Origin of the sequence: Streptomyces sp. SID5464 (assembly GCF_009862985.1) — a bacterium.
Classification (GTDB): Bacteria; Actinomycetota; Actinomycetes; order Streptomycetales; family Streptomycetaceae; genus Streptomyces; species Streptomyces chartreusis_D.
Genome location: NZ_WWIQ01000060.1, coordinates 38,216 through 62,500, shown reverse-complemented (window position 1 = coordinate 62,500; position 24,285 = coordinate 38,216). Strand labels below are relative to the sequence as shown.

Genomic DNA, 24,285 nt, shown 5'->3' with positions numbered 1-24,285 from the left:
ACTCGCGGTTGACACCTCTCGGGGTGCAACCTACGGTTGACACCATGACGACGAACCCCAACATCACGTCATCCGTGCGCCTCGACGACCTCATCGCGGCGATCAAGAAGGTTCACCAGGAACCCCTCGAACAGCTCCAGGACGCGGTGCTCGCCGCCGACCACCTCGGCGAGGTGGCCGACCACCTGATCGGCCACTTCGTGGACCAGGCCCGGCGTTCGGGCGCCTCCTGGACGGACATCGGCAAGAGCATGGGGGTCACCCGGCAGGCCGCGCAGAAGCGGTTCGTGCCGAAGGAGTCGGCCGACCTCGACCCGAGCCAGGGCTTCAACCGCTACACGCCCCGCGCCCGCAACACGGTGATGGCAGCGCACAACGCCGCCAAGTCCGCGCGCAACGCCGAGGGGACGCCCGAGCATCTCGTCCTCGGTCTGCTGGCCGAGCCCGACGGTCTCGCCGCGAAGGCCCTCGTCGAACAGGGCGTCTCCCTCGACACGGTCCGCGCGGCGGCGACCGCCGCACTGCCGCCCGCCGTCGAGGAGGCCCCGGAGCTCGTGCCGTACGGCCAGGCCGCCAAGAAGGTCCTGGAACTCACCTTCCGCGAGGCCCTGCGCCTCGGCCACAACTACATCGGCACCGAGCACATCCTGCTCGCCCTGCTGGAGCACGAGAACGGCGAGGGCGTCCTCAGTGGCCTCGGCATCGGCAAGGAGCGGACCGAGCGGTACGTGGCCGAGGCGCTGGAGAAGATCACGCAGGCGCAGAAGGAGGTGCTGGACGAATCCTGACAGCAGCCTGTGCAACGGGGACGCGTCGGCGGACTCCCCTGTCGCACGAGCCCGCGCAGCAGGGACGCGTTGTCAGACCCCCCTGTCACACTCACAGCATGGCCGACCGGTGGGCGCTCGCTCCGGCCGAGGACGGTGGCGTGGACGTCGCCCCCCTCGGCCCGGACGGGCTGCCCGCCGGGCCGGTGCGGCGGGAGGCGGATCCCGCCGAGGCCGTGCGGAGCCGTCCCGGCGTCACGCGGTGGGTGTGGCGGTCCACCGCCGAGGTCTACCCGCGTCTGCTCGCCACGGGGGTGCGAGTCGAGCGGTGCTACGACATCGAGGCCGCCGAGACGCTCCTCCTCGGCCACGAGGGGCGGTACGGGGAACCACGCTCGGCCGCGGCCGCCCTGGCCCGGCTGCGCGGCGGCCCCGTACCGCCCGATCCGCCGCAGCGTTCCGCCGAACCCGGCTCCCAGTCCTCCCTGTTCGAACCGCAGGGCGTCCGCCTCCCGCTGCCCGACCTCCTCGCCGTCTACGGCGAGCAGCAGCGGCGGCACGAGCGGGCCGAGCACCCCGATCGCATGCGGCTGCTGACGGCCGCCGAGTCCGCGGGCATGCTGGTGGCCGCCGAGATGAACCGCGCCGGGCTGCCCTGGAGCGCCGACGTGCACCGCGCGGTGCTGCACGACCTGCTGGGCGAGCGGTACGCGGGCGGCGGCGAACCGCGCCGCCTGGCCGAGCTGGCGGACGAGGTGTCCGCCGCGTTCGGCAGACGGGTCCGCCCCGACCTGCCCGCCGACGTGGTCAAGGCCTTCGCCCAGGCCGGCATCAAGGTCGCCTCGACCCGCCGCTGGGAGATCGAGTCCGTCGACCACCCGGCCGTGAAGCCCCTGATCGAGTACAAGAAGCTGTACCGCATCTGGGTCGCCCACGGTTGGTCCTGGCTCCAGGACTGGGTGCGCGACGGGCGCTTCCGGCCCGAGTTCCTCGCGGGCGGGACGGTCACCGGGCGCTGGGTGACCAACGGCGGGGGCGGGCTCCAGATCCCCAAGGTGATCCGGCGGGCCGTGGTCGCCGACCCCGGCTGGCGGCTCGTCGTCGCCGACGCCGACCAGATGGAGCCGCGCGTCCTCGCCGCGATCTCCCGCGACCCCGGCCTGATGGAGGTGGCCGGCCGGGAGAGCGACCTGTACCAGTCCGTCTCCGACCGCGCCTTCTCCGGCGACCGCGCCCAGGCCAAACTCGCCGTGCTCGGCGCCGTCTACGGCCAGACCTCCGGCGACGGCCTGAAGAACCTCGCCGCGCTCAGACGCCGCTTCCCCCGGGCCGTGGCGTACGTCGACGAGGCGGCCCGGGCCGGCGAGGAGGGCCGGCTCGTGCGGACCTGGCTCGGCCGGACCTGCCCGCCGGCGGCCCGGGGGACGGACGACGCGACGGAGGAGGCCGGCATCCCCGCCACCGACGAGGAGCAGCCCGACAGCGGACAGTGGGTGCCCGGGTACGCCTCCACCAACGCCCGCGCCCGTGGCCGCTTCGCCCGTAACTTCGTCGTCCAGGGCAGTGCCGCCGACTGGGCCCTGCTGCTGCTCGCCGCGCTGCGCAGATCCTGCGCGGACCTGGCGGCCGAGCTGGTCTTCTTCCAGCACGACGAGGTGATCGTGCACTGCCCCGAGGAGGAGACGGAGGCGGTCGTCGCGGCGATCCGGGAGGCGGCGGCCCTGGCCGGACGGCTGACCTTCGGGGAGACGCCGGTGCGGTTCCCGTTCACGACGGCGGTGGTGGAGTGTTATGCGGACGCCAAGTAGCCGGTGTCACGGTCAGCCGGTGGGGGCGAGCAGCTCGCGGAGTTCGGTGACCACCGCGTGCGCGTCGGTCCCCTCCAGTGCCGCGAGAGCCGAGCGCCACTCCTCGCGTGCCGCTCCGGCATGCCCGCGTTCCCGCAGCAGCAGCCCCTGCTGGTGGCGGGCGAGACCGCCGGTGTAGCGGTCGGCGCGGGCGTCGGCCCGGTCCAGCAGCTCGGCGCACTCCCGGGCGGCCCGCCCGGTGCGGCCCAGCAGCCGCAGCGCGCGGACCAGGCCGAGCCGGGTCTGGGACTCGCCGTGCCAGTCGCCGTGACCGCCCAGGATGCGCAGGCTCTCCTCGAAGTGCGGGAGGGCGGCGGCCGGTTCGCCGAGCCGCAGATGGGCGTACCCGATGTTGCAGTGCGCGGAGTGCCGCACGATCACGGCGCCGATCCCGTCCCCGATGGCGAGCGAACGCCGGTGCTGCTCGATGGCGGCCCGCGGGTCGGTGTGCTCGTAGAGATTGCCCAGGTGGCTGTGGGTCACGGCCTCGCCGTAGGGGTCGTTCAGCTGCCGTGCGTACTCCAGGCTCCGGGTCAGCGCCTCGCTCGCCTCGGCGGGCCGGCCGAGCCCGTCGAGCAGCAGGCCGCGGTTGTTGAGGCAGCGGCGGATCCAGGACGGTTCGTCGAGCCGTCGCCAGATGGCCAGCGCGCGGTCGTTGAGGTCGAGGGCCTCGCCCTGGCGGCCGGTCAGGAAGTGCAGCCCGGCGAGGTCGACCAGCGCGTACGCCTGAGCTGCCTCGTCCCCGAGCCGCCGCGCCACGCCGAGGCCGGCCCGGCCGAGCACCTCCATCTCGGCGACGCGTCCCCTGCGGTGCGCGTACGGGAGGATTAGCCGCACGAGGGTGGAGACGAGGCCCGCGCGCCGCCGGCACGGGTCGTCCGCGTACCGCTCGACCAGCGTGACGACGTTCGCCAGCTCCCCGTCGCCCCAGGCGAAGGCCTCCTCGGGGCCGCCGAAGGGGGCGACGGTGTCGACGTGCGCCGCATGCCCGGGTGGCTGGGCCGCGGTGGGGCGACGACGGTCGTCCTGGTCGGGGCCGGGCTCGACGATCGCGACGAGCACCCGCTCGGCTACGGCGGCGTACCAGCGGAGGGCGGTTTCGGAGGCGCGGGTGGTCTCGGTGTCGGTGGGGGTCGCGTTCCGTACGCCGCCGTTGTTCGCGTTCCGTACGCTCCCCCCTGCACGGGCGGTGCCGGAGCCGCCGATGCCCTCCACGCCCCGCTCCCCCACCAGCTCACGGGCGAAGTCGCGCACGAGGTCGTGTGGTGCGTAGCGGCCGTATGCCGGCTCCTGGAGCAGGGCCACGTCGACGAGACGGTCCAGGGCGGCCTCGGTGCGGCGTTCACCCGTGCCCGTGAGGCGGGCGAGCAGGGGTGCGCCGTACGTGGGCAGATCGAGCGCGCCGATACGGCGGAGAGTGAGGGCCGCGTCCCGGTCGGCCTCGCGCTCGGAGCCGGCGAGCGCGTCGTGCGCGACGGCCAGGGAGCGGCGCACGCTCAGGTCGTCGTACTCAAGGTGCTGTAACCGCCCTTCCGTACCGGCCAGTTGCCCGGCGAGGACCTCCGGCGTGAGGGCCTGCCGGGCGGCGAGCCGCGCGGCGACGACGCGCAGGGCCAGGGGCAGGCGGCCGGTGAGCTCGACGAGGCGGCGGGCGGCGTCCGAACCGTCCAGTCCGGCACGGCCCGAGGCCGCGACCAGAAGCGCCGCGCTCTCCTCGTCCGACAGCGGGCCGAGCGGAAAGCGGGCGACGCCGTCGAGGGCGGTGAGCGGCGAACGGCTGGTGACGATCACCGCGCACCCGGCACCTCCCGGCAGCAGCGGCCGTACCTGCGCGGCGCTCGCGGCATCGTCCAGCACCAGGAGCGTGCGGGTCGGCGCGAGCAGCGAGCGCAGCAGAGCGGATGCCGCGTCGGGGCGTTCGGGGATACGGCAGGGCTCGGCCCCGAGGTCACGCAGCAGGGTGGTGAGCGCCTGACCAGGCGTGAGAGGGGTCATGCCCGGGGTCGCACCCTGCAGGTCGAGGTAGAGCTGCCCATCGGGGAAACGTTCCGCCAACTCGTGCGCGACGTGCAGCGCGAGTGCGCTCTTGCCGACGCCGGGCATGCCGCTGATGACGGCGGCGGCGGGGACGGCGGGAGCGGCTGGGGCGGTCGGGCCGGTCGGGGGTGGTGCTCCCGGTGTCGTGAGGGCGCGGCGCAGGGAGGCGCGTACGGCGGCACGCCCCGTGAAATGCGCCGGCGGCGCGGGAAGTTGAGCAGGCGGCGGTTGAGCGGACGAGGGCGACGCGGCGACGGAAGGCGTAGCGGCGTCCACGGAAGGAGCGGCAGACGAGGCAGAAGACGCAGGAGAGGTAGGAGGGGTAGGAGGGGCGCTCCCCTCACCGAAGCCGTCTCCCGAACCACCGCTCCCCACGGCTCCCCGCAACACCTCCACATGCGCCTCCCGCACTCCCGGCCCCGGCTCGACGCCGAGCTGGTCGACCAGCCGGGTGCGCAGATCCCGGTGGACGGCCAGGGCCTCGGCCCGGCGGCCGGTCCGGTGCAGGGCGAGCATGAGCTGGCGGTGGTACACCTCCCGCAGCGGATACTCGGCGGTCAACGCCGCCAGCTCCGGCACGAGCCCGTCGAGACGCGGGCCGCCCAGCGCCAACTCGGCGTCGTATCGCCACTCCAGAAGCAGCAGCCGCGCCTCGCGCAACCGCCGTGCGAAGGCGTACCCGCCCACCTCGGACGGCAGCCCGGCGAGCGGTGCGCCCCGCCACAGTGCGAGCGCGGCGGTGCACTCACGCACGACGCGCTCCCAGTCCTGCCCGGCGTGCGCGGCCCGCGCCGCGGCGACATGGGTCTCGAACACATGGACGTCCAGCTCACCCTCGTCGACCCGCAGCACATACCCGGACGGCACGGTCCGCAGCCGCTCGGGATCGTCGAGCAACCGCCGCAACCGCGCTACGTGGTTGTGCAGCGAGGCCTGGGCGGAAACGGGCGGCGCCCCGCCCCACAGCGCGTCCTTGAGCGACTCGACGGAGACGACCCGCCCGGCGTCGAGCAGCAACGCGGCCAGCAGCACACGGGACTTGGGGCCGGCGACATCCCGGGCCTCGCTCCGGCCGCGCCCGCTGACGTCGTAGTACAGCACCGGTGGCCCGAGCAGCCCGAACCTCAGCCCGCACCACTCATCGGAACCGTGCTCGCTGCCCGAACAGGCAGATGCCCCCATCGCGCCCCTGTCTCCCCGCGCCACCGCCTTGCCCTTGACGAGATTCCACCCTTGACGGGTTTCCGCCCCCGGTGCAGCGGTTTTCCGCCAGCTTCGTCCTCACGTTCTCCGCCGGAACGGCCCGCGCAGGCCGTCGTCCGTCATGGTTCGGCGACTTCACGCCAATCGGCAGACGACGCAACGGAGAACCGTTGGCCACATGTTAGCGATCCGTTGGCAAACCCTGATGTGATCACTACGTCGGATCTGGCCCGGCGGCGCGCGCGTCTGGACGCGCAACTCGGGGGAGTGTCGCCGCCGCGGCCGGGTCCGGGTCCCGGTCGGCGGAGGTGAACGGCCGGGGCCCCACCCATCTTCCGGCGCTGGTGGAGTCCTCGGCGTCAGATGACCGGCGGCCGCCCCAGCCGCGTGAGCCGCCACACCGTCCGCCAGCGCATGGGCCGCCGCTCACCCGCCGACTCCCGTACGCCTTCCACGAACCCGCCGAACCATGCCCGCAGCCCCGCACCCGAACGGTTCCGTACGAGGGTGAGCAGCACCCAGACGCCCAAGTGGACGGGGACGAGCGCGAACGGCAGCCGGCGGCGGGCCAGCCAGACCCGGTTGCGGGCGTTGACGCGGAAGTAGATGGCGTGCCGGGCGGGCGAGGTCTTCGGGTGCTGGAGCAGCAGTTCGGGCGCGTACAGGATGCGCCAGCCCGCATCGGCCGCACGCCAGGCCAGGTCGGTCTCCTCGTGCGCGAAGAAGAACTCGGCGGGCCAGTCGCCGACTTCGTCGAGCATGGCCATCCGCAGCGCGTGTCCGCCGCCGAGGAACCCGGTGACGTACCCGCCCCGCATGGGGTCCGCGTTGCCGATCCGGGGCACGTGCCGCTGCTGCGTCTCGCCCAGCTCGTCGGCGATACGGAAACCGACGATGCCGAGCCGTTCGTCGGCGGCGTACAACTCCCGCACGCGGCGCAGCACATCGGCGTCGACGAGCAGCCCGTCGTCGTCCAGATCCACGACGACGTCGATGTCGCCGAACTCCCGCAGCCGCGCGAGGGCCGCGTTCCGCCCGCCGGGGCAGCCGAGGTTCTCGTCGAGCTCGATCGGGGTGACCTCGCCGGGCAGCGACAACCGCCGGGCGAACTCGGGCAGCGGGCAGCCGTTGCCGACGATCACGATCCGCTCGGGCGGCACGTCCTGCTTGGCCACGGACCGCAGCAGCGCGTCGACCTCCTCGGGCCGATTGCCCATCGTCACCACGGCGACGGCGATCCTGGGCGCCCCCATGTCCTCACCTCGTCCCGGTCGGCAACTGGCGGGTTGCCGGGCGATGCTAGCCGTTCACGGTAAAGACCCTTTAAGTACGCCTGCCGGACGGCGATGCGCCTACGCCGTTCGGCGGAGGCCGCACCCGACCCGATCGGGCACAGGATGTCGGGTGCGGCAGGGTGCGCGCTGCCTAGCGTGGTGATCACCGAAGAGGAAGGAACCGGGCGTGCTGGACCGGCTCAACCAGGCGATGGAGCACATCGAACGCCACCTCGACGGGTCTGTGGACGGCGCCGAACTGGCGCGGATCGCGACCACGTCGGAGTACCACCTGCGTCGGATGTTCTCCGCGCTGGCAGGCATGCCCCTGTCGGAGTACATCCGCCGCCGGCGGCTGACGATCGCGGGCGCGGAGGTGCTCGCGGGCGGCGAGACGCTGCTGGAGATCGCGGTGCGCTACGGCTACGGCTCGGGCGAGGCGTTCGCACGGGCGTTCCGCGCGATGCACGGCGTGGGCCCGGGCGAGGCCCGGCGCACCGGCGCCGCGCTCGTCTCCCAGCCCCGGCTGACCTTCCGCCTCACCATCGAAGGGAGCAGCAGCATGCACTACCGAGTCGTGGACCGCCCGGCCTTCACCGTCGCCGGCTTCAAGACCCGGGTGCCGCTCGTGCACTCGGGCCCGAACCAGGCGATCATCGACTTCGTCCGGGGGCTCGACAAGCAGGCCCGGGAGCAGCTCGGAAAGCTCTCCGACCAGGAGCCGCGCGGCATCGTCGCGGTCTGCGACGACCTGGACCCGAGCCGCGCCGAGGGCACCGAGCTCGACTACTACCAGGCGGTGATCAGCACGGCGCCGGCCCCGGCCGACGCCCCCGCGGGCATCACCACCCTGCCCGTCCAGGCCGGCACGTGGGCGGTCTTCACCACCTCCGGCCCGGCACCGCGGGCCATCCAGGAACTGTGGCGGGACGTGTTCACCGAGTGGTTCCCGTCCAACCCGTACCGCAGCCGCCCCGGCCCCGAGATCCTGCGGACCGACCTCTCCTCGGAGGGGACGAGGGCGGACGCCGAGCTGTGGCTGCCGGTGGAACGGGAGTCCACCCGCTGAGCACCGAGAACCCCGGGTCGGAGTCGATCCGGCCCGGGGTTCCGGTGATCACCTGGTGAGCCCCTCACGGCAGTCCGCGGCGGCTACCGCGGCGCGACCGCCTCCGCGGTGTCCTTCCGGCGGGACCGTTCCCGGACCAACGAGATCACGATCACCACCGCTGCGACGAGCACCGAGAGCAGCACCTGGCTGCGGCCGCCGCCCTCCTTCTCGTCGGTGAGCATGTAGAGGAGCACGAACGCGATCATCGCGATCGTCGCCCACGTCAGATAGGGGAACAACCACATCCGCACGATGAGCTTCTCCGGGTTCTCGCGCAGGATGATCCCCCGCATCCGCAGCTGCGAGAAGCAGATGACCAGCCACACGAAGAGCGCGACGGCGCCCGAGGAGTTCAGCAGGAACTGGAAGACCGTGTCGGGCCACAGGTAGTTGAAGGCGACCGCCACGAAGCCGAAGACGACGGAGGCCAGGATCGCGGCCTGCGGGACACCCCGGGTGTTCGTCCGTACGAAGGACCGCGGGGCGTCGCCGCGCTGCCCGAGGGAGAAGGCCATCCGGGAGGCGGTGTACAGGCCGGAGTTGAGACAGGACAGCACGAGGTCAGCACGATGAAGTTCATGATCTCGCCGGCGTGCGGGATGCCGATCGAGTCGAGGGCCGCGACGTACGAGCCCTTCTTCACGATCGCGGGGTCGTTCCACGGCAGCAGGGCGACCACGACGAGGATCGAGCCGACGTAGAAGACGCCGACCCGCCAGATCACGCTCCTGGTGGCCTTGGCCACCGCCCGCTGCGCGTCCGAGGACTCACCGGCGGCGAGGGTGACGATCTCGCTGCCCATGAAGGAGAAGACGACCAGCAGGATGCCGGTGAGGATCGCGCCCGGCCCGTTCGGCAGGAAGCCGCCGTGCCCGGTGAGGTTCCCGAACCCTGTCGCGGCGTGGTCGGAGCCGGGCAGCACACCGAAGATCGCCAGCCCGCCGAGAACGATGAAACCCGTGATGGCGACGACCTTGATGCCGGCGAACCAGAACTCGAACTCGCCGAAGGAGCCGACCGAGGCCAGGTTCGTGGCGGTGAGGACCGTCATCACGATCAGGGCCCAGGCCCACTGCGGTACCGCCGGCACCCACCCTTCCAGGATCACCGCACCCGCGGTCGCCTCCACGGCGAGCACGACGACCCAGAAGAACCAGTACAGCCAGCCGATCGAGAACCCGGCCCAGCGGCCGAGCGCCCGGTCCGCGTAGGCCGAGAAGGACCCGGAGGTCGGGTTGGCCGCGGCCATCTCGCCGAGCATCCGCATCACGAAGACGACCAGGGCGCCGACCAGTGCGTAGGACACCAGGATGCCGGGCCCGGCGGCGGCGATACCGGAGGCGGAGCCCACGAAGAGACCGGCACCGATCACCCCGCCGATGGCGATCATGGACAGATGGCGGTTCTTGAGACCGGCCTGCAGACCTGCCTGCTGCTCCGGAGGCCGGCCACTGGTGGGGGGAGCGGTGCCAGAGGTTAGTGAGTCAGGGGGACGTGTAGTCATGTCGACATCCATGGGGTCGTTGGGAGTGCCGTGCCGTGCCGTGTCGTGCTGTGCTGTGCTGTCCTGTGCTGTGGCGTCAGGAGGGACGGTCGGGGCACTGACGATTCCCGGAAGCGTTCACGGTGCGGTTCGCGGAATCCGGATGCCGTGCTGGTGATGTGGTCGTCACCGCACGTCCGCGTTTCGCTCCGTCTCCTCGTGGGAGGTGGGCCGCATCACTTGCGGAAATGGATTTGCGCAAGCGTATGGGGGGCCATGGGGCCAAGTGTTTGTGAAGGCTGAACAAACTCGCCCTCGATGGCTGTACGACCGGCCAATGCGGAACCGGTTCAGCCGCTGGGCGGGAGCCGCAGCTGGAGCATGGCCAGCAGACGCTGGTCGGGACGGCTGAGGTCGAGGCCGGTCAGCTCCTCGGTCCGGCGAAGGCGGTACCGCAGCGTGTTGGGGTGCACATGGAGCTGTGCGGCCGCCGCCCGAATGTCACCGAAGGAGTTCAGGTACGTCAGGAGGGTCTCGGCGAGCCTGCCCTGGTGCCGGCTGTCGTGCGAGACCAGGGCGGTCAGTCGGGGATCCCGTATCTCGGGGCGGGCGGAGAGCAACCTCAGTATCTCGCTGACCAGCACCTCCGCCTGGATGTCCGGCAGCGCGGCGACCGCGACGGTCACTCCGGCACTCGCCATGGCGTCGAGTATGCGGTCGGCCTCCCGGCGGGACTCGGGGACGTCCCCCAGCGTCGGCACCAGGCAACCGACCGAGCCGCTCAGCGGCAGGCCCAGGTGGCGGAGTGCGGCGTCGGTGATCTCCTGGGTCCAGCCGCGCAGCGTGTCCGTGTCGATGCCGCGGGGCAACTGGGGCAGAAGCACATAGACACGGCTGTCGACCTGGGTGACCAGGGCACTGCGGTGCCGGGCCGCGATGTGCACGGAGACCAGGTTGGTGACCTCGGAGTGGGTCAGCTCCGGTACGGCGACGCCCTCGGCGGTCTCGCCCGCCTCTGAAGTCCCGTAAGCCTCTGCGGTCCCGTACGAGAACCCCAGCACGGCGGCCGGGCGGGTGGCGTCGAACCCCAGGTGAGTGGCCAACGGCTGGGGTCCGGTGCTCCCGTCCAGGAGTCCGGCCAGCAGGGTCCGGGTGAGCGTCACCTCGTCCGAGAGCTCCCGGCGACGGCGTACGAGATGGAGCGCTGCGACCCGGGCGGCACCCAGCAGTGCCTGGCGTGAGCGTTCGGACAGCGGAATCGAGCCCTCCTGCACCCAGATGGTGCCCAGCTGCCGGTCCCCGGACCGGATGGCGACCGCGAGCCGACGGCGGATGCCCAGCTCGGGGTGGCTGTCGATACCGATCACCTCGTCGCTGGAGTGCAGATGCTGGAACACACCCCACTCGCGCAGCTTCGCCAGATACCCCTCCGGTCCCTGCCAGCCGAGGATGGAGCGCCGACGCAGGTCGTCCGCCTCGTCGGAGTCGGTGGTGCGGGAGTAGGCGAGCACCCGGTTCGCGGCGTCCTCGATGCTGACGATGCCGCTGGTGAGGATGGCAGTGGTCTGGGCGAGCGAGAACAGGTCGCCCTCCTCGGCCCCCATGCCGGTCTCCCCCGGCGGTGCGTCGTCCAGGGCGGCCCGGGCCAGCGCGTGCACTTGCTCCCAGCGTGCTTCACTGCGCAGCGAGAGCAGGGCGACCCCGGCCTCGGCGGCGGTCTCGCTCAGCGCCGCGGCCTGACCGGGCCCGTCCAGCTTGACCACGACGGCGGCGGCTCCGTCCCGCGCGGCGGCCCGCAGCGCGGGAAGAGCGGCCCGGCCACGGGCCCCGATCACGAGAACCAGCTCGCCCGGCTGTGCGGTCGGCGGGTCCTCGGGATCGAGCAGCGAAACCTCACGGATCTCGACATCCAGCCCGGCGGGAGCAGCCTGCACCTCCACCAGCGAGTCACCCAGCGCCATCAGCAACTGACGCAGACGGATACGCGCTGCGAGGGGAGCCACTGCGGCCGGATCCATGATCGTCGCCTCTGCTGGGAGCCATGGCGGAGCTCCGATGCTATCCGCACGGGCGACGGGGGCAGTTGCACCGTCCACAGGCGTACGCGCTCCCCTCGCGCTCCCCGCACGAGGTCGCACATACGAGAAGGCCGTCATCTGCTCGCAGGCTCCTCGCCCACGCCGGACACGCGATGTGGAGCAGCTTGAGTACATGACCCCAATAACAAAAGTTTTGTTAATCTGGCTCCATGGCCACCACTCCCGAACCCGCTCCCGGCGAAGGCCCTGTCCGCCCGGTCTCCGTCTCCCTCCACGAAGGCACCATCGCCGCCCTCAAGGCACGCACCGGTAAGCGCGGCATGTCCGCCTACGTCGAAGCCCTCATCCAGCGCCAGCTGGAGCGCGACCGCCTGCGCGAACTCATCGAAGACGCAGAAGCCCAACACGGCCCCGTCGACCAGGCAGCGGTCGAGGCCAAGCGAGCCGTCCTGCGTGGTGACACCACGGGCTCGGCGGACGCCGCGTGAGCGGCACCCTCGTCCTGGACTGCGAGGGCCTGTCCAAACTCGTACGCCGCTCACCCGAGCTCACCGAGTGGCTGGCTGCGGCCGAGGCAGAGGACGTCCGCGTCATCACCAGCTCCGTCACCCTCGTCGAAGCCCGCGACCCCAAGATCAACCAGGCCCGCTTCGACTACGCCGTCTCACGCGTCAACATCGTCCCGCCCACCGAAGCCATCGCCCGCCACGCGAGCAAGCTGCTCACGGCAGCCGGCCTACACGGCCACCAATACGCTCTCGACGCGCTCGTGGCCGCCACCGCACTGGCCTCCCCCTCCCCCGTGACCGTCCTGACATCGGATCCCGAGGACCTCCACATGCTGTGCGGTCCCGCCGTCCACATCATCAAGATCTGACGCAGTGCGATGCCGGGTCGTCAAAGGCCTCCGACTCGCTGCCGCTCAGCCCGCGTGCTTCCACGACGAGTGCCCTCTGTCGGCCTACGCGATGTGGTCCTCCTCCAGTTCCGCGGTGAAGCGGTGGGAGAAGCGGTTGACCATGCGCATCGCCTCCAGGTCGGGCAGGGAGATGCCGTACATGGCCTCCACGCTGTCGCCGAACTCTCGGGGGGTCGGGTAGCTGCCGTTGATCGACTGCCTGAAGGCCCGGTAGTAGTCCTCCTCGCGCAGCCGGAGCTCCTCCGCGGACGCCCGGACGGTGATCCTCTCGATCTCGGTGTCCATGTCCTCGGTGCGCCGGACGAGGGCCCCCAGCTCACGCCTGAGCACCTCGACCGCGCGCTTGGCCTCGCGGATCGCCTCCGCTTTGCGCTCCTCGGCCTCCGCGACGATCATCTCGGCCTCCTCCCGGAGCTCCCAGGCCCGTTTCAGGATCAGCCCTGACACGGAGTGACTGTGTCCCAGTTGCGTGAACTCCAGGATGCTGCCGCCGGGCTCGGTGACGGCATGGTCGACGAGGAGTGTGCTCAGCGTTTCGTAAACGGTGGACGCGTCCGCCGGGCGGTTCTCCGGGCGCTTGGCGAGGAGGCTCAGGATGAGGTCGTTGAGCGGGACGGGAAGGCCTTCGACGTGGTCGGCCGGTGGTTCCGGGACGGCCTCCATCTGCTTGCGGAGCACGGCCAACGGATTGGTGCCGGTGAACGGCGGCCGGCCGGTCACCGCGTGGTAGAGGAGACAGCCCAGTGAGTACAGGTCGCTGCGGTGGTCGATCGCCCGGTCGCCCTCGGCCTGTTCCGGAGACATGTACGACGGTGAGCCGAGTGGGGCGCCCGTGACGGTGAGTTCGCGGGCACCGAGGGTGTCACCCATGAACTTCGCGACCCCGAAGTCGACAACCTTCACCGTCCCGTCCGGCATCAGCAACGCGTTGGCGGGCTTGATGTCCCGATGGAGGATGCTCTGGGAGTGCGCGGCGTGCAGTGCCTCCGCGATCTGCGCGGCCCATCCGGCGGCGAACGGCCATGATGGTGTGGACTCCTTGAGCCGCCGGTGGAGGGGCACTCCGTGCACGAGCTCCATGACGAGGAAGAGAGTGGGACGCCCGTCGACCGACACCTCACCCCAGTCGTGCACAGTGACGATGTTCCGGTGGGAGAGCCGTCCCGCCAGTTGCACCTCGCGCTGGAAACGGGCCTGCGTCTCTGCCTCATCCATGCCGTACTGCGGATGGACGACCTTCACGGCGACCTCCCGCCTCATCCGCTCGTCCTGAGCCGCCCAGACCTGCCCCATGCCACCAGCGCCCAGCCGGTCACCGATCCGAAACCGCTCGGCGAGCAGTACGCCCTGCACCGGTCTCCTCCCCCGTCGGCGGATGGCCACCGCCGCATGACGGTCGGCTCAGAACTCCCTTACGAGTATGACGCTTTCACGCGCCCGTCGAGCCCTTGAACTCTCGTGCGATCCACCCGCTTCCGCTCAGGTGGGGCTCATGGGGGCTTTCCGTCGACAGGTGTTCCGCCGGCTCGGATTGCTCGCTGTGCCGCTGCCTGCTGAAGCGGGGGACGCGTGGGAGGAACACAGGTTGGTCTTCACCAGCTGGAGGCGTTCAAGGAGCTGCTGACGGAAGCCGGGCTCGACGACCGGCGCCTGTACGACGGCAGCCGACACACCGCCGGCACGATCCTGAACGGAAACTGAGACCGTGGACCGGCACGCAGCCCGAGCTCGCCGCCGTCGCCGCTTCCGCTGAACGAAAAAGCCCAGCTCAGACACTGTCTGAGCTGGGCTTCCGGTGGAGCCGCCTTCGGGATTCGAACCCGAGACCTACGCATTACGAGTGCGTTGCTCTGGCCATCTGAGCTAAGGCGGCGCGCTGTCCGCACTATGGTGCGATCAGCAACGACGGTAAGTCTACACAGTTTCCGAGGGTGCTCCGTACCAGCCCCGGAGGCAGGGCTCCGGGGCCGGACGCAGGGGTCACGAGCAGCGCTTGCCGTCCGCGGGAGGGGTGCCGCGGAGCAGGTACGCGTTGATCGTCCGGTCGATGCAGGAGCTGCCGCGGCCGTACGCCGTGTGGCCGTCGCCGTCGTAGGTGAGGAGGCGGGCCGAGGAGAGCTGGCCGGCCAGGGCCTGCGCCCAGCGGTACGGGGTCGCGGGGTCACGCGTGGTCCCGACCACGACGATGGGGGCGGCACCCTTCGCCTCGATGCGCTGCGGCTCGCCCGTGGCGTGCACGGGCCAGTAGGCGCAGTTCAGGGAGGCCCACGCCAGGCCCTCGCCGAAGACCGGGGACGCCTTCTCGAACGTGGGCAGCGCCCTGCGCACCTCGTCGGGGGTGTCGAAGGCGGGCGGCAGGTCGAGGCAGTTCACGGCCGCGTTGGCGAACATCAGGTTGCTGTAGCCGCCGTCGGCGTCCCGCTCGTAGTAGCCGTCGGAGAGGACGAGGAGCCCGGAGCCGTCGTTCTTCTTCATCGCGGACGTCAGCGCCTCGCGCAGCTGCTGCCAGGCGCCCTCGTCGTACATGGCCGCGATCACGCCCGTCGTGGCGAGCGACTCGGTGAGGCGGCGGCCGTCGGGGGCGCCGGTGGCGGCCGGCCGCGCGTCCAGCTTCTCGAAGAACGCCTTGAGGTTCTCGCCGACCCGCTCGGGCGAGGTGCCCGCGCCGCCCAGCGGGCAGTTCGCGTGCCGTACGCAGTCCCGCGCGAACGACCGGAACGCCGTCTCGAAGCCCGCCGTCTGTTCGAGGTTCAGCCGCCGCGCGGGCAGCGACGGGTCCATCGCGCCGTCCAGCACCAGCCGCCCCGCCCGGTCCGGGAAGAGCCCGGCGTACGTGGCCCCGAGGAAGGTCCCGTAGGAGGCGCCGACGTAGTTCAGCTTCTCGTCGCCGAGCACCGCCCGCACGATGTCCATGTCCCGGGCCGCCTCCACGGTGGACACATGGCGCAGCAGCCGGGGCGAGTCCGCGCCGCAGCCCTCGGCGAACGTCCGGTACGCCTTGACCAGTCCGTCGGTCTCGTCGGCGTCGTCGGGCGTGGTGTCGGTCTGCGTGTACGTGTCCATCCCCGGCCCGTCCAGACACTTGATGGGCTCGCTGCGGGCCACGCCGCGCGGGTCGACCGCCACCATGTCGTAGCGGGCACGGACCTCGGCCGGGTAGCCGATGCCGGCGTACGCCTGGACGTAGCGGATCGCCGAGCCGCCCGGACCGCCGGGGTTCACCAGCAGCGAGCCCAGCCGCTCGCCCGGGCCCGTGGCCTTCTTGCGGGCGACGGCGAGCCGGATGTCCCCGGCTGCGGGCTTGGCGTAGTCGAGCGGCGCCATGATGGTGGCGCACTCGAAGCCGGAGACGCCGCAGCCGCGCCAGGTCGGCTTCTGGGCGTAGTACGGAGTGAGCGCCGCGGGGGTGGCCCGTGGCAGCGCGACCAGTGCCGCCGCCTGCGCCGCAGCCGTGGCGGACGTCGTCGAGCTCCCGGAGGAGCACGCGGAGACGAGCAGCGCGGCGGTGGCGAGGAGGCCGGCCGCGGTCCTGGCTCCGCTACGGGCCCTGCGGTGGAGGCCGCCGGATCGGTGAGTGCGCCTTGTGTGCATCCAGCGAGCGTAACTCTGGGCGACGGGATGGATGCCCTGCGTGCGTGTCGCGCCTCGTACGAGTTACGGCGTCAACCGCGCTTCCCCTCGTGTGAGGCCGCTCGCCTGTCGTCCCGGTCGGCTCTCCTCAGCCCGCTCTGAGTGCCATCGTCATGGCCTCCACCGCGAGCAGCGGGGCCACGTTGCGGTCGAGGGCGTCGCGGCAGGCGGCGATCGCCTCGATGCGGCGGAGCGTGGACTCCGGGGAGCTGCCGCGGGCGAGACGCTCCAGGGCGTCCTCGGCGTCGGCGTTGGCGATGGCCACGCGGGAGCCGAGCTGGAGGGCGAGGACGTCGCGGTAGAAGGCCGTGAGGTCGGTCAGCGCGAGGTCGAGGCTGTCGCGCTGCGTGCGCGTTCTGCGGCGCTTCTGCTTGTCCTCCAGGTCCTTGATCACGCCCGCCGTGCCGCGCGGCATCCGGCCGCCCTGGGCCGCGCCGAGGGCGGCCCTCAGCTCCTCGGTCTCCTTGGCGTCCGTCTCCTCGGCGAGCTGTTTGGCGTCCTCGGCGGCCGCGTCGACGAGCTCCTGCGCGGCCTTGAGCGCGCCGCCGATGTCCTCGACCCGCAGCGGCAGTCTCAGCACGGCGGCACGGCGCTCACGCGCGGCCGGGTCGGTGGCCAGGCGGCGGGCCCGGTCGACATGGCCCTGGGTCGCGCGGGCCGCCGCGGCGGCGACGCCGGGCTCGATGCCCTCGCGGCGTACGAGCATGTCGGCGACGGCGTCCACCGACGGCGTGCTCAGGTTCAGGTGGCGGCAGCGGGAGCGGATGGTCGGCAGGACGTCCTCGATGGAGGGGGCGCACAGCAGCCAGACCGTGCGCGGGGCGGGCTCCTCCACGGCCTTGAGGACGGCGTTGGCCGACTTCTCGTTCAGCCGCTCGGCGTCCTCGACGAGGATGACCTGCCAGCGGCCGTTGGCCGGCGACGTGAACGACTTGCGGACGGTGTCGCGCATGTCGTCGGCCAGGATCTGGGTGCCGACCGCGGCGACGGTGGTGACGTCTGCGTGCGTGCCGATCAGGCCCGTGTGACATCCGTCGCAGAAGCCACAGCCCGGGGAGCCGCCGAGGGCCCGGTCCGGGCTGACGCACTGCAGGGCCGCCGCGAACGCCCGCGCCGCCTGGTTCCGCCCGGCCCCGGGCGGGCCCGTGAACAGCCACGCGTGCGTCATCTTCGAGGTCTCGGGCGGCGGAGCGTCGGCCGCGGCCGCGGTGACCAGGGCGTCGGCGTCCCGGGCGGCGGCGTCCAGCTGCTCGCTCACCCTCTCCTGCCCGACGAGGTCGTCCCACACGGTCATGGGTCACGCCGCCCTTTCGTCACGTTCCACGCTGCGAGATCCATTGTGGGGGCGACCACTGACAACGCCTGCCGCCGCCTGATCCCGCGGGCCCGGCCGAAGCCCCCCGGGTCCGTCTCCCTGCTTCGGCCCGGGCTCCCCTGGGGGACCACCGGAGTCCTCAGCGGCCCCGGCCGCCCTTCCCCCGGCGCCCCCGCCCCTCGTCCGGCTCGTCCTCGTGCGGTCCGAGCAGCTCGTCGGCCAGCGAGGGGAGATCGTCCAGCGGCGTCTCCTCGGCCCAGTCGGACCGCGGGCGGCGGGGCCGGCCCTCGGCGTCGAGCTGGGGCATCTCCCGCGTACGGTCCTCGGTCCCGTCGGGCCGGACGGCCGGAGCGTCCTCCCGGAAGTACCCGGGCGGAACCCGGTCCGCGGGTTCGTCCCCGCGTACGGGCGGCAGCACGGCCGTCTCCTCGGCGTCCCCCGGCCGGACGGGCGGCAGCACGGCCGTCTCGTCCGCGTCCGCCGGCCGGACCGGAGGCAGCACGGCCGTCTCGTCGGCCGCCCCGGAGGGCACCGGGGGCAGCACCTCGGTCTCATCGCCGGATCCGGACCCGGAGCTCGAGCCGGAGCTGGGGCGAACCGGCGGCAGTACCTCCGTCTCCTCCCCCGCCCCCGGCGGAACCGGCGGCTTGGGCAGCTCGGCCGTCACCTCCGCGTCGGACGCCTCGGAGGTCCGGCCCCGGCCCTGCTCCTCGTCCCGCACCGGGCGCAGCACGGTCGTGTCGTCCGCGGAGCGGCCCGGTGTCACCACGGGCGTCGGCACCGTCGCCGCGTCCTGAGCGGCCGTCGACCCGGAGGCCCCCCGCGGGGCAGAGCTCTTCGGCCCGGCCTCCGCGGCGGCGGCCGCCGCTTCCGCCAGGCGCCGCGCCTCCTCGGCCCGCAGCAGGGCCTCCTCGGCCTTGCGCTGCTTCTCCAGGCGGAGCGCCTCGGCCTCGGCACGCAGCCGGGCCTCTTCCTCGGCCTGCTTGCGGCGGCGCTCCTCCTCGGCCTTGCGGCGGGCCTCCTCCTCGGCGCGGGCCTTCTCCTCCGCGAGGAGCCGTGCCCGCTCCTCCTCGGCCTTCTTCCGGGCTTCCTCGGCCCGCCGCCGGGCCTCCTCCGCCTGCCGTTCGGCCTCGCGCCGCTGCGCCTCTTCCAGCTCGCGCCGCTTGCGCTCCTCCTCCTCGGCACGCAGGCGGGCGAGCTGCTCCTGCCGCTCACGCTCCAGGCGCTCCTCCTCCGCCTTGCGGGCGGCCTCTTCCTCGGCCTTCCGGCGGGCCTCCTCCTCGGCCTTCTTCCGCGCCTCCTCCCGGGCCTTGATCTCGGCCTCGGACAGCGGCAGCACCTGGTCGAGCCGGTGCCGGATGACGGTCGTGACGGCCTCGGGCTCCTGGCCGGCGTCCACCACCAGGTACCGCCCGGCGTCGGCCGCGGCCAGGGTCAGGAAACCGGCCCGCACGCGCGCGTGGAACTCGGCCGGCTCCGACTCCAGCCGGTCCGGCGCCTCGGTGAACCGCTCGCGCGCGGTCTCCGGCGCGACGTCCAGCAGGACGGTCAGATGCGGCACCAGTCCGTTCGTCGCCCAGCGGTTGATCCGGGCGATCTCGGTCGGCGACAGGTCACGGCCCGCCCCCTGGTAGGCCACGGACGAGTCGATGTACCGGTCGGAGATGACGACAGCGCCGCGCTCCAGGGCGGGCCGTACGACGGTGTCGATGTGCTCGGCCCGGTCGGCCGCGTACAACAGCGCCTCCGCACGGTGCGACAGCCCCTCGCTCGACACGTCCAGCAGGATCGACCGCAGCCGCTTGCCCACCGGCGTCGCTCCCGGCTCGCGGGTCAGCACGACCTCGTGGCCCTTGCCGCGGATCCACTCGGCGAGCGCCTCGGCCTGCGTGGACTTCCCGGCCCCGTCGCCGCCCTCCAGGGCGATGAAGAAACCGGAGGCCGCGGGCGCCTGCTCGGGGTCGTCGCCGCGGAGCAGCGCGTCGCGCAGGTCCTGCCGCAGCGGCACTCCGGAACGGTCGTCGACCTTGGCCAGCACCAGCGCGGCCACCGGCAGCAGCAGGGCGCCGGCCAGCATCAGCGTGAAGGCCGCGCCGCCGTGCGCGAAGACGAACTTGCCGCTCTCCAGCCGGTGCGGCCCGATCCCCGCCGCCACCACCGGGGCGATCACCGCGCCGAGGGCGACGCAGACCCGGACGACAGCGTGCAGGTGCTCCGTCGTACGGGACCGCCTGTACTCCTCGGTCTCCTGGTCGAGCAGCGTGTGCCCGGTGTTGGCGGCCATGCCCGCGCCGACGCCGGCCAGAGCGAGGATCAGCAGCACGCTGGTGACGTCCGGGACCAGCCCGGCGGCCAGCAGCGCGACACCCGTGAAGGCGATGGCCAGCGCGAGCAGCCGGCGGCGCGACAGGGCGGGCAGCAGCGAGGGCGCCGTACGGATGCCGACGACGACACCGCCGGTCAGCGCGCCCACGAACAGCCCGTACAGCACCGGGCCGCCGCCCAGGTCCTTGGCGTGCAGCACGGCCACGGCGACCGCGGCGGACACCGCGGCGGCGACGGCCGCGCAGGCCAGCACCAGCAGCGGCATCACGCCGGTGCGTCCCTTGTCGGCGCCGGTGCCGGTCTTCGGGCGGCGCAGCCCCTCGAGCGGCGACCGCGCGCGCGGGGTGCGCGTGGCGGGCAGCTCCAGGAAGGTCAGCACGGACAGGGACGCGGCGAACAGCCCTGCCGCCACGTAGGAGGCGAGGGCCGCCTGGTGCTGGCCGAACCAGTCGATGCCGGCGCCCAGCAGGTTGTTGAACAGGGACGCGACGACGAGCGCGACGGCCGCGAGCGGGATCGCGACGAAGCCGGTGCGCAGCGACAGGCGGCGCAGGGCGTCCATGTGGTCCGGCAGCGGCCGGACCGTCGCGCCTTCCGGCGGCGGGGGCGGCAGCAGCGCGGGGGCCGCGCTCTCGCGGCACACCGTCCAGAACCGCTCGGCGACTCCGGTCACGAATGCCGTGACGAGGAGGACGGCCAGCGCGTCGTCGGGCGTCCAGTCGATCCACAGCGGCGCGACGATGAGCAGCGCCGCGCGCAGCCCGTCCGCGCCCACCATGGTCCAGCGGCGGTCCAGCGGGCCGTCCTGGGAGGTGAGCGCCGTGAGCGGGCCGAGCAGCACGGCGCCGAACAGGAGCGTCGCCAGGATGCGCACCCCGAAAACGGTCGCCACTGCGAACGCCACGCCGCGGTAGCCGCCCCCGAACGAACCTTCGGCGACGGCCGCTTGGAGGGCGAGGACGACCAGCACGAGAAGGGCGAGGGTGTCGCCCACGCCGCCCACGAGCTGCGCGCTCCACAACCGCTTCAACTGCGGACGGCGCAGCAGGGCGCGGACGGCACGCTCGCGGGAGTCCGCGACGAGGGCGTCGTCAGGGGCCGGCTGAGAGGCCGTTGGATGCTCGGCTCGCGTCATGCGTTCAGCCTATCGGGAGCCACCGACACCCTGGGATGCCCGGCCTGGCATGCGCACGCCCCGACACCGAAGTGTTGCCGGGGCGTTCGCTTTCCGAACCCTGGGCGAAGATCCGGACCTTGAAGGTCCGGACTCCGAACAGGCTTCGAACGGGCCTCAGTCCTCAGCAGGCTCCGACGCGGTCGCCGTCTTGGCGGCCGTCTTCTTCGCGGTGGTGGTCTTCTTGGCCGTCGTCTTCTTCGCGGTCGTGGTCTTCTTCGCCGCTGTCTTCTTGGCCGCCGTCGTCTTCTTCGCCGGAGCCTTCTTGGCCGCCTTCTTCGCGGTCTTCTTCGCCGGCCCCTTCGCACGCTTCTCGGCGAGCAGCTCGAAACCGCGCTCCGGGGTGATCGTCTCGACGCTGTCGCCGGAGCGCAGGGTCGCGTTGGTCTCGCCGTCGGTGACGTACGGCCCGAAGCGGCCGTCCTTGACGACGACCGGCTTCTCGCTGACCGGGTCGGTGCCCAGCTCCTTCAGCGGCGGCTTGGCGGCCGCCCGGCCACGCTGCTTCGGCTGGGCGTAGATCGCCAGCGCCTCCTCCAGCGTGATCGTGAAGAGCTGCTCCTCGGACTGCAGCGAGCGCGAGTCCGTGCCCTTCTTCAGGTACGGGCCGTAGCGGCCGTTCTGCGCGGTGATCTCCTGGCCCTCGGCGTCGGTGCCGACGACACGCGGCAGCGACATCAGCCTCAGGGCGTCGTCGAGGGTCACCGTGTCCAGGGACATCGTCTTGAACAGGGACGCCGTACGCGGCTTGACCGCGTTCTTGCCCGTCTTCGGGGTGCCCTCGGGGAGGATCTCCGTCACGTACGGGCCGTAGCGGCCGTCCTTGGCGACGATCGTGTGGCCGGTGGCCGGGTCCGTGCCCAGCTCGTAGTCACCGCTCGGCTTGGCGAGCAGCTCCTCCGCGAGGTCGACGGTCAGCTCGTCCGGCGCCAGGTCGTCCGGGATGTCGGCGCGCTGGTGCTGCTCGGTGTCCTTCTCGCCGCGCTCGATGTACGGCCCGTAGCGGCCGACCCGCAGCACGATGTCGTTGCCCACGGGGAACGACGACACCTCGCGGGCGTCGATCGCGCCCAGGTCGGTCACCAGCTCCTTGAGGCCCCCGAGGTGGTCACCGTCGCCGTTGCCGGCCTCGGCCGCGCCGCCGTTGTGCGTGCCCTCGCCGAAGTAGAACCGCTTCAGCCACGGCACGGCCTGCGCCTCGCCGCGGGCGATGCGGTCGAGGTCGTCCTCCATCTTGGCGGTGAAGTCGTAGTCGACGAGCCGCCCGAAGTGCTTCTCCAGGAGGTTGACCACGGCGAAGGACAGGAAGGACGGGACGAGCGCCGTGCCCTTCTTGAACACGTAGCCGCGGTCCAGGATCGTGCCGATGATCGACGCGTACGTCGAAGGGCGGCCGATCTCGCGCTCTTCCAGCTCCTTGACCAGGGAGGCCTCGGTATAGCGGGCCGGAGGCTTGGTGGCGTGCCCGTCGACCGTGATCTCCTCGGCGCTCAGGGCGTCGCCCTCGGAGACCTGGGGGAGCCGGCGCTCGCGGTCGTCCAGCTCGGCGTTCGGGTCGTCGGCACCCTCGACGTAGGCCTTCAGGAAGCCGTGGAAGGTGATCGTCTTGCCGGACGCGCTGAACTCGACGTCCCGGCCGTCGGCCGCCGTGCCACCGATCTTCACCGTGACGCTGTTGCCGGTCGCGTCCTTCATCTGGGAGGCGACGGTCCGCTTCCAGATCAGCTCGTACAGCTTGAACTGGTCACCGGTCAGTCCGGTCTCGGCGGGAGTGCGGAAACGATCACCCGAGGGGCGGATCGCCTCGTGGGCCTCCTGCGCGTTCTTGACCTTCCCGGCGTACGTCCTCGGCTGCGGCGGCAGGTAGTCGGCGCCGTACAGCTGCGTGACCTGGGCGCGGGCGGCGGAGACCGCCGTGTCGCTCAGCGTCGTGGAGTCCGTACGCATATAGGTGATGTAGCCGTTCTCGTACAGCTTCTGCGCGATCTGCATCGTGGCCTTCGCGCCGAAGCCGAGCTTGCGGCTGGCTTCCTGCTGCAGCGTCGTCGTACGGAACGGGGCGTACGGCGAGCGGCGGTAGGGCTTGGACTCGACGGAGCGGACGGCGAACCGCGTCTGCTCCAGGGCGGCGGCCAGGGCGCGGGCGTTCGCCTCGTCGAGGTGGAGGGTGTTCGCGCTCTTCAGTTGTCCCAGGGAGTCGAAGTCACGGCCCTGCGCGACCCGCCTGCCGTCGACGGACTGGAGGCGCGCGACCAGCGACGACGGGTCCGACGAGTCTCCCGCGCGGCCGGTCGCGAAGGTACCCGTCAGGTCCCAGTACTCAGCCGAACGAAAGGCGATGCGCTCGCGTTCCCGCTCCACGACGAGTCGTGTGGCGACCGACTGGACACGGCCCGCGGACAGCCGCGGCATGACCTTCTTCCACAGGACCGGCGAGACCTCGTAGCCGTAGAGACGGTCGAGGATGCGGCGGGTCTCCTGGGCGTCGACGAGCTTCTGGTTGAGCTGGCGCGGGTTGGCCACGGCGGCCTGGATCGCGGCCTTGGTGATCTCGTGGAAGACCATCCGCTTGACCGGGACCTTGGGCTTGAGCACCTCCTGGAGGTGCCAGGCGATGGCCTCGCCCTCGCGGTCCTCATCGGTGGCGAGGAAGAGCTCGTCGGAGTCCTTGAGCAGGTCCTTGAGCTTCTTGACCTGCGCCTTCTTATCGGCGTTGACCACATAGATCGGCTGGAAGTCGTGTTCGACGTCCACACCGAGGCGGCGGACCTCGCCGGTGTACTTCTCGGGCACCTCGGCAGCGCCGTTGGGAAGGTCGCGGATGTGCCCGACGCTCGCCTCGACTACGTAGCCGGGGCCCAGGTAGCCCTTGATCGTCTTCGCCTTGGCAGGCGACTCGACGATGACGAGTCGGCGGCCGCCCTGTGCGGTCTCGCTGGTCGGGGACAACTTCGCTCTTCTCTCCGGTCGACGCTGGGGCCTCCCCAGGGTTCGTCTCCCGGGGTCGGGTCGTGGTGACGCTGCGGAGTGTGACGGTACATCCCGCCCCCGTGTCAAACGGGAAAAGCCCGCAACGGCCACTCGAACGGTAACCCGACTACCACCATTCCTGCCGCCCGGAGTGCCCGGACCCGGCCCGGCCCCATGCGGAGTGCAACCTC

General features: G+C 72.1%; 14 protein-coding genes, 1 tRNA gene and 1 pseudogene. 6 read left to right on the top strand and 10 right to left on the bottom strand.

What is annotated here, in order from left to right:
• Positions 1-44 precede the first annotated feature (44 nt).
• Both GTY47_RS30245 and GTY47_RS30240 read left to right on the top strand, forming a co-directional pair.
• On the top strand, positions 45-788 hold the full coding sequence (locus tag GTY47_RS30245; protein ID WP_010044239.1) for a Clp protease N-terminal domain-containing protein: 744 nt from the start codon (positions 45-47) through the stop codon (positions 786-788).
• 98 nt (positions 789-886) lie between these two features.
• Positions 887-2,575 (top strand): bifunctional 3'-5' exonuclease/DNA polymerase, encoded by a 1,689-nt coding sequence (locus GTY47_RS30240; protein ID WP_010044236.1) that lies wholly within the window; start codon positions 887-889, stop codon positions 2,573-2,575.
• 12 nt (positions 2,576-2,587) lie between these two features.
• Here GTY47_RS30240 and GTY47_RS30235 read toward each other — a convergent pair whose 3' ends face one another.
• Positions 2,588-5,833 (bottom strand): BTAD domain-containing putative transcriptional regulator, encoded by a 3,246-nt coding sequence (locus GTY47_RS30235; RefSeq protein ID WP_050810295.1) that lies wholly within the window; start codon positions 5,831-5,833, stop codon positions 2,588-2,590.
• Between the two features lie 380 nt (positions 5,834-6,213).
• Positions 6,214-7,107 carry a glycosyltransferase gene (locus GTY47_RS30230; protein ID WP_010044232.1) on the bottom strand — a complete coding sequence of 298 codons (894 nt, stop codon included), beginning with the start codon at positions 7,105-7,107 and terminating at the stop codon, positions 6,214-6,216.
• 208 nt (positions 7,108-7,315) lie between these two features.
• On the opposite strand from GTY47_RS30230, the gene GTY47_RS30225 reads away from it, so the two are divergent.
• A complete protein-coding gene (locus GTY47_RS30225; protein ID WP_010044230.1) occupies positions 7,316-8,197 on the top strand; it encodes an AraC family transcriptional regulator in 882 nt (293 codons plus the stop codon).
• An 83-nt stretch (positions 8,198-8,280) separates the two neighbouring features.
• Here GTY47_RS30225 and GTY47_RS30220 read toward each other — a convergent pair.
• A pseudogene (locus GTY47_RS30220) lies at positions 8,281-9,743 on the bottom strand (amino acid permease).
• Positions 9,744-10,072: 329 nt separating this feature from the next.
• On the bottom strand, positions 10,073-11,740 hold the full coding sequence (locus tag GTY47_RS30215; protein ID WP_040903719.1) for a helix-turn-helix domain-containing protein: 1,668 nt from the start codon (positions 11,738-11,740) through the stop codon (positions 10,073-10,075).
• A 230-nt stretch (positions 11,741-11,970) separates the two neighbouring features.
• On the opposite strand from GTY47_RS30215, the gene GTY47_RS30210 reads away from it, so the two are divergent.
• Both GTY47_RS30210 and GTY47_RS30205 read left to right on the top strand, forming a co-directional pair.
• Complete coding sequence (locus tag GTY47_RS30210) at positions 11,971-12,249, top strand: hypothetical protein (RefSeq protein WP_010044226.1); 279 nt, start codon at positions 11,971-11,973, stop codon at positions 12,247-12,249.
• The gene (locus GTY47_RS30205) at positions 12,246-12,638 is read left to right on the top strand and encodes a PIN domain-containing protein (protein ID WP_010044224.1); all 393 of its coding nucleotides are present in this window, start codon (positions 12,246-12,248) and stop codon (positions 12,636-12,638) included. The genes GTY47_RS30210 and GTY47_RS30205 overlap by 4 nt, the downstream gene beginning before the upstream one ends.
• Before the next feature lie 84 nt (positions 12,639-12,722).
• Here GTY47_RS30205 and GTY47_RS30200 read toward each other — a convergent pair whose 3' ends face one another.
• Positions 12,723-14,033, bottom strand: a complete 1,311-nt coding sequence (locus GTY47_RS30200; protein ID WP_010044222.1) for a serine/threonine-protein kinase — start codon at positions 14,031-14,033, stop codon at positions 12,723-12,725.
• Positions 14,034-14,249: 216 nt separating this feature from the next.
• Between GTY47_RS30200 and GTY47_RS41715 the strand changes: the two genes are divergently transcribed.
• Positions 14,250-14,381, top strand: a complete 132-nt coding sequence (locus GTY47_RS41715) for a hypothetical protein (RefSeq protein ID WP_010044219.1) — start codon at positions 14,250-14,252, stop codon at positions 14,379-14,381.
• 95 nt (positions 14,382-14,476) lie between these two features.
• On the opposite strand, the gene GTY47_RS30195 is transcribed toward GTY47_RS41715, so the two are convergent.
• The 5 genes from GTY47_RS30195 to topA all read right to left on the bottom strand — a co-directional run bounded on the left by GTY47_RS30195 (position 14,477) and on the right by topA (position 24,073).
• Positions 14,477-14,553 (bottom strand) — tRNA-Thr (locus tag GTY47_RS30195).
• 107 nt (positions 14,554-14,660) lie between these two features.
• Entirely contained in the window at positions 14,661-16,271 is a 1,611-nt protein-coding gene (locus GTY47_RS30190; protein ID WP_010044217.1) for an alpha/beta hydrolase, read from the bottom strand.
• A gap of 127 nt (positions 16,272-16,398) precedes the next feature.
• Positions 16,399-17,604, bottom strand: coding sequence for a DNA polymerase III subunit delta' (locus GTY47_RS30185; RefSeq protein WP_010044215.1), 1,206 nt, complete (start codon positions 17,602-17,604; stop codon positions 16,399-16,401).
• Between the two features lie 160 nt (positions 17,605-17,764).
• On the bottom strand, positions 17,765-21,085 hold the full coding sequence (tmk, locus tag GTY47_RS30180) for a dTMP kinase (protein ID WP_010044213.1): 3,321 nt from the start codon (positions 21,083-21,085) through the stop codon (positions 17,765-17,767).
• A gap of 156 nt (positions 21,086-21,241) precedes the next feature.
• Positions 21,242-24,073 (bottom strand): type I DNA topoisomerase, encoded by a 2,832-nt coding sequence (gene topA / locus GTY47_RS30175; protein ID WP_010044211.1) that lies wholly within the window; start codon positions 24,071-24,073, stop codon positions 21,242-21,244.
• Positions 24,074-24,285 lie beyond the last annotated feature (212 nt).

Excerpts from the sequence above, each read along its gene's own strand:
- GTY47_RS30245 (WP_010044239.1), top strand. The coding sequence starts at position 45 with ATGACGACGAACCCCAACATCACGTCATCCGTGCGCCTCGACGACCTC.
- GTY47_RS30240 (WP_010044236.1), top strand. The coding sequence starts at position 887 with ATGGCCGACCGGTGGGCGCTCGCTCCGGCCGAGGACGGTGGCGTGGAC.
- GTY47_RS30235 (WP_050810295.1), bottom strand. The coding sequence starts at position 5,833 with ATGGGGGCATCTGCCTGTTCGGGCAGCGAGCACGGTTCCGATGAGTGG.
- GTY47_RS30230 (WP_010044232.1), bottom strand. The coding sequence starts at position 7,107 with ATGGGGGCGCCCAGGATCGCCGTCGCCGTGGTGACGATGGGCAATCGG.
- GTY47_RS30215 (WP_040903719.1), bottom strand. The coding sequence starts at position 11,740 with ATGGATCCGGCCGCAGTGGCTCCCCTCGCAGCGCGTATCCGTCTGCGT.
- GTY47_RS30210 (WP_010044226.1), top strand. The coding sequence starts at position 11,971 with ATGGCCACCACTCCCGAACCCGCTCCCGGCGAAGGCCCTGTCCGCCCG.
- GTY47_RS30190 (WP_010044217.1), bottom strand. The coding sequence starts at position 16,271 with ATGCACACAAGGCGCACTCACCGATCCGGCGGCCTCCACCGCAGGGCC.
- GTY47_RS30185 (WP_010044215.1), bottom strand. The coding sequence starts at position 17,604 with ATGACCGTGTGGGACGACCTCGTCGGGCAGGAGAGGGTGAGCGAGCAG.
- tmk (WP_010044213.1), bottom strand. The coding sequence starts at position 21,085 with ATGACGCGAGCCGAGCATCCAACGGCCTCTCAGCCGGCCCCTGACGAC.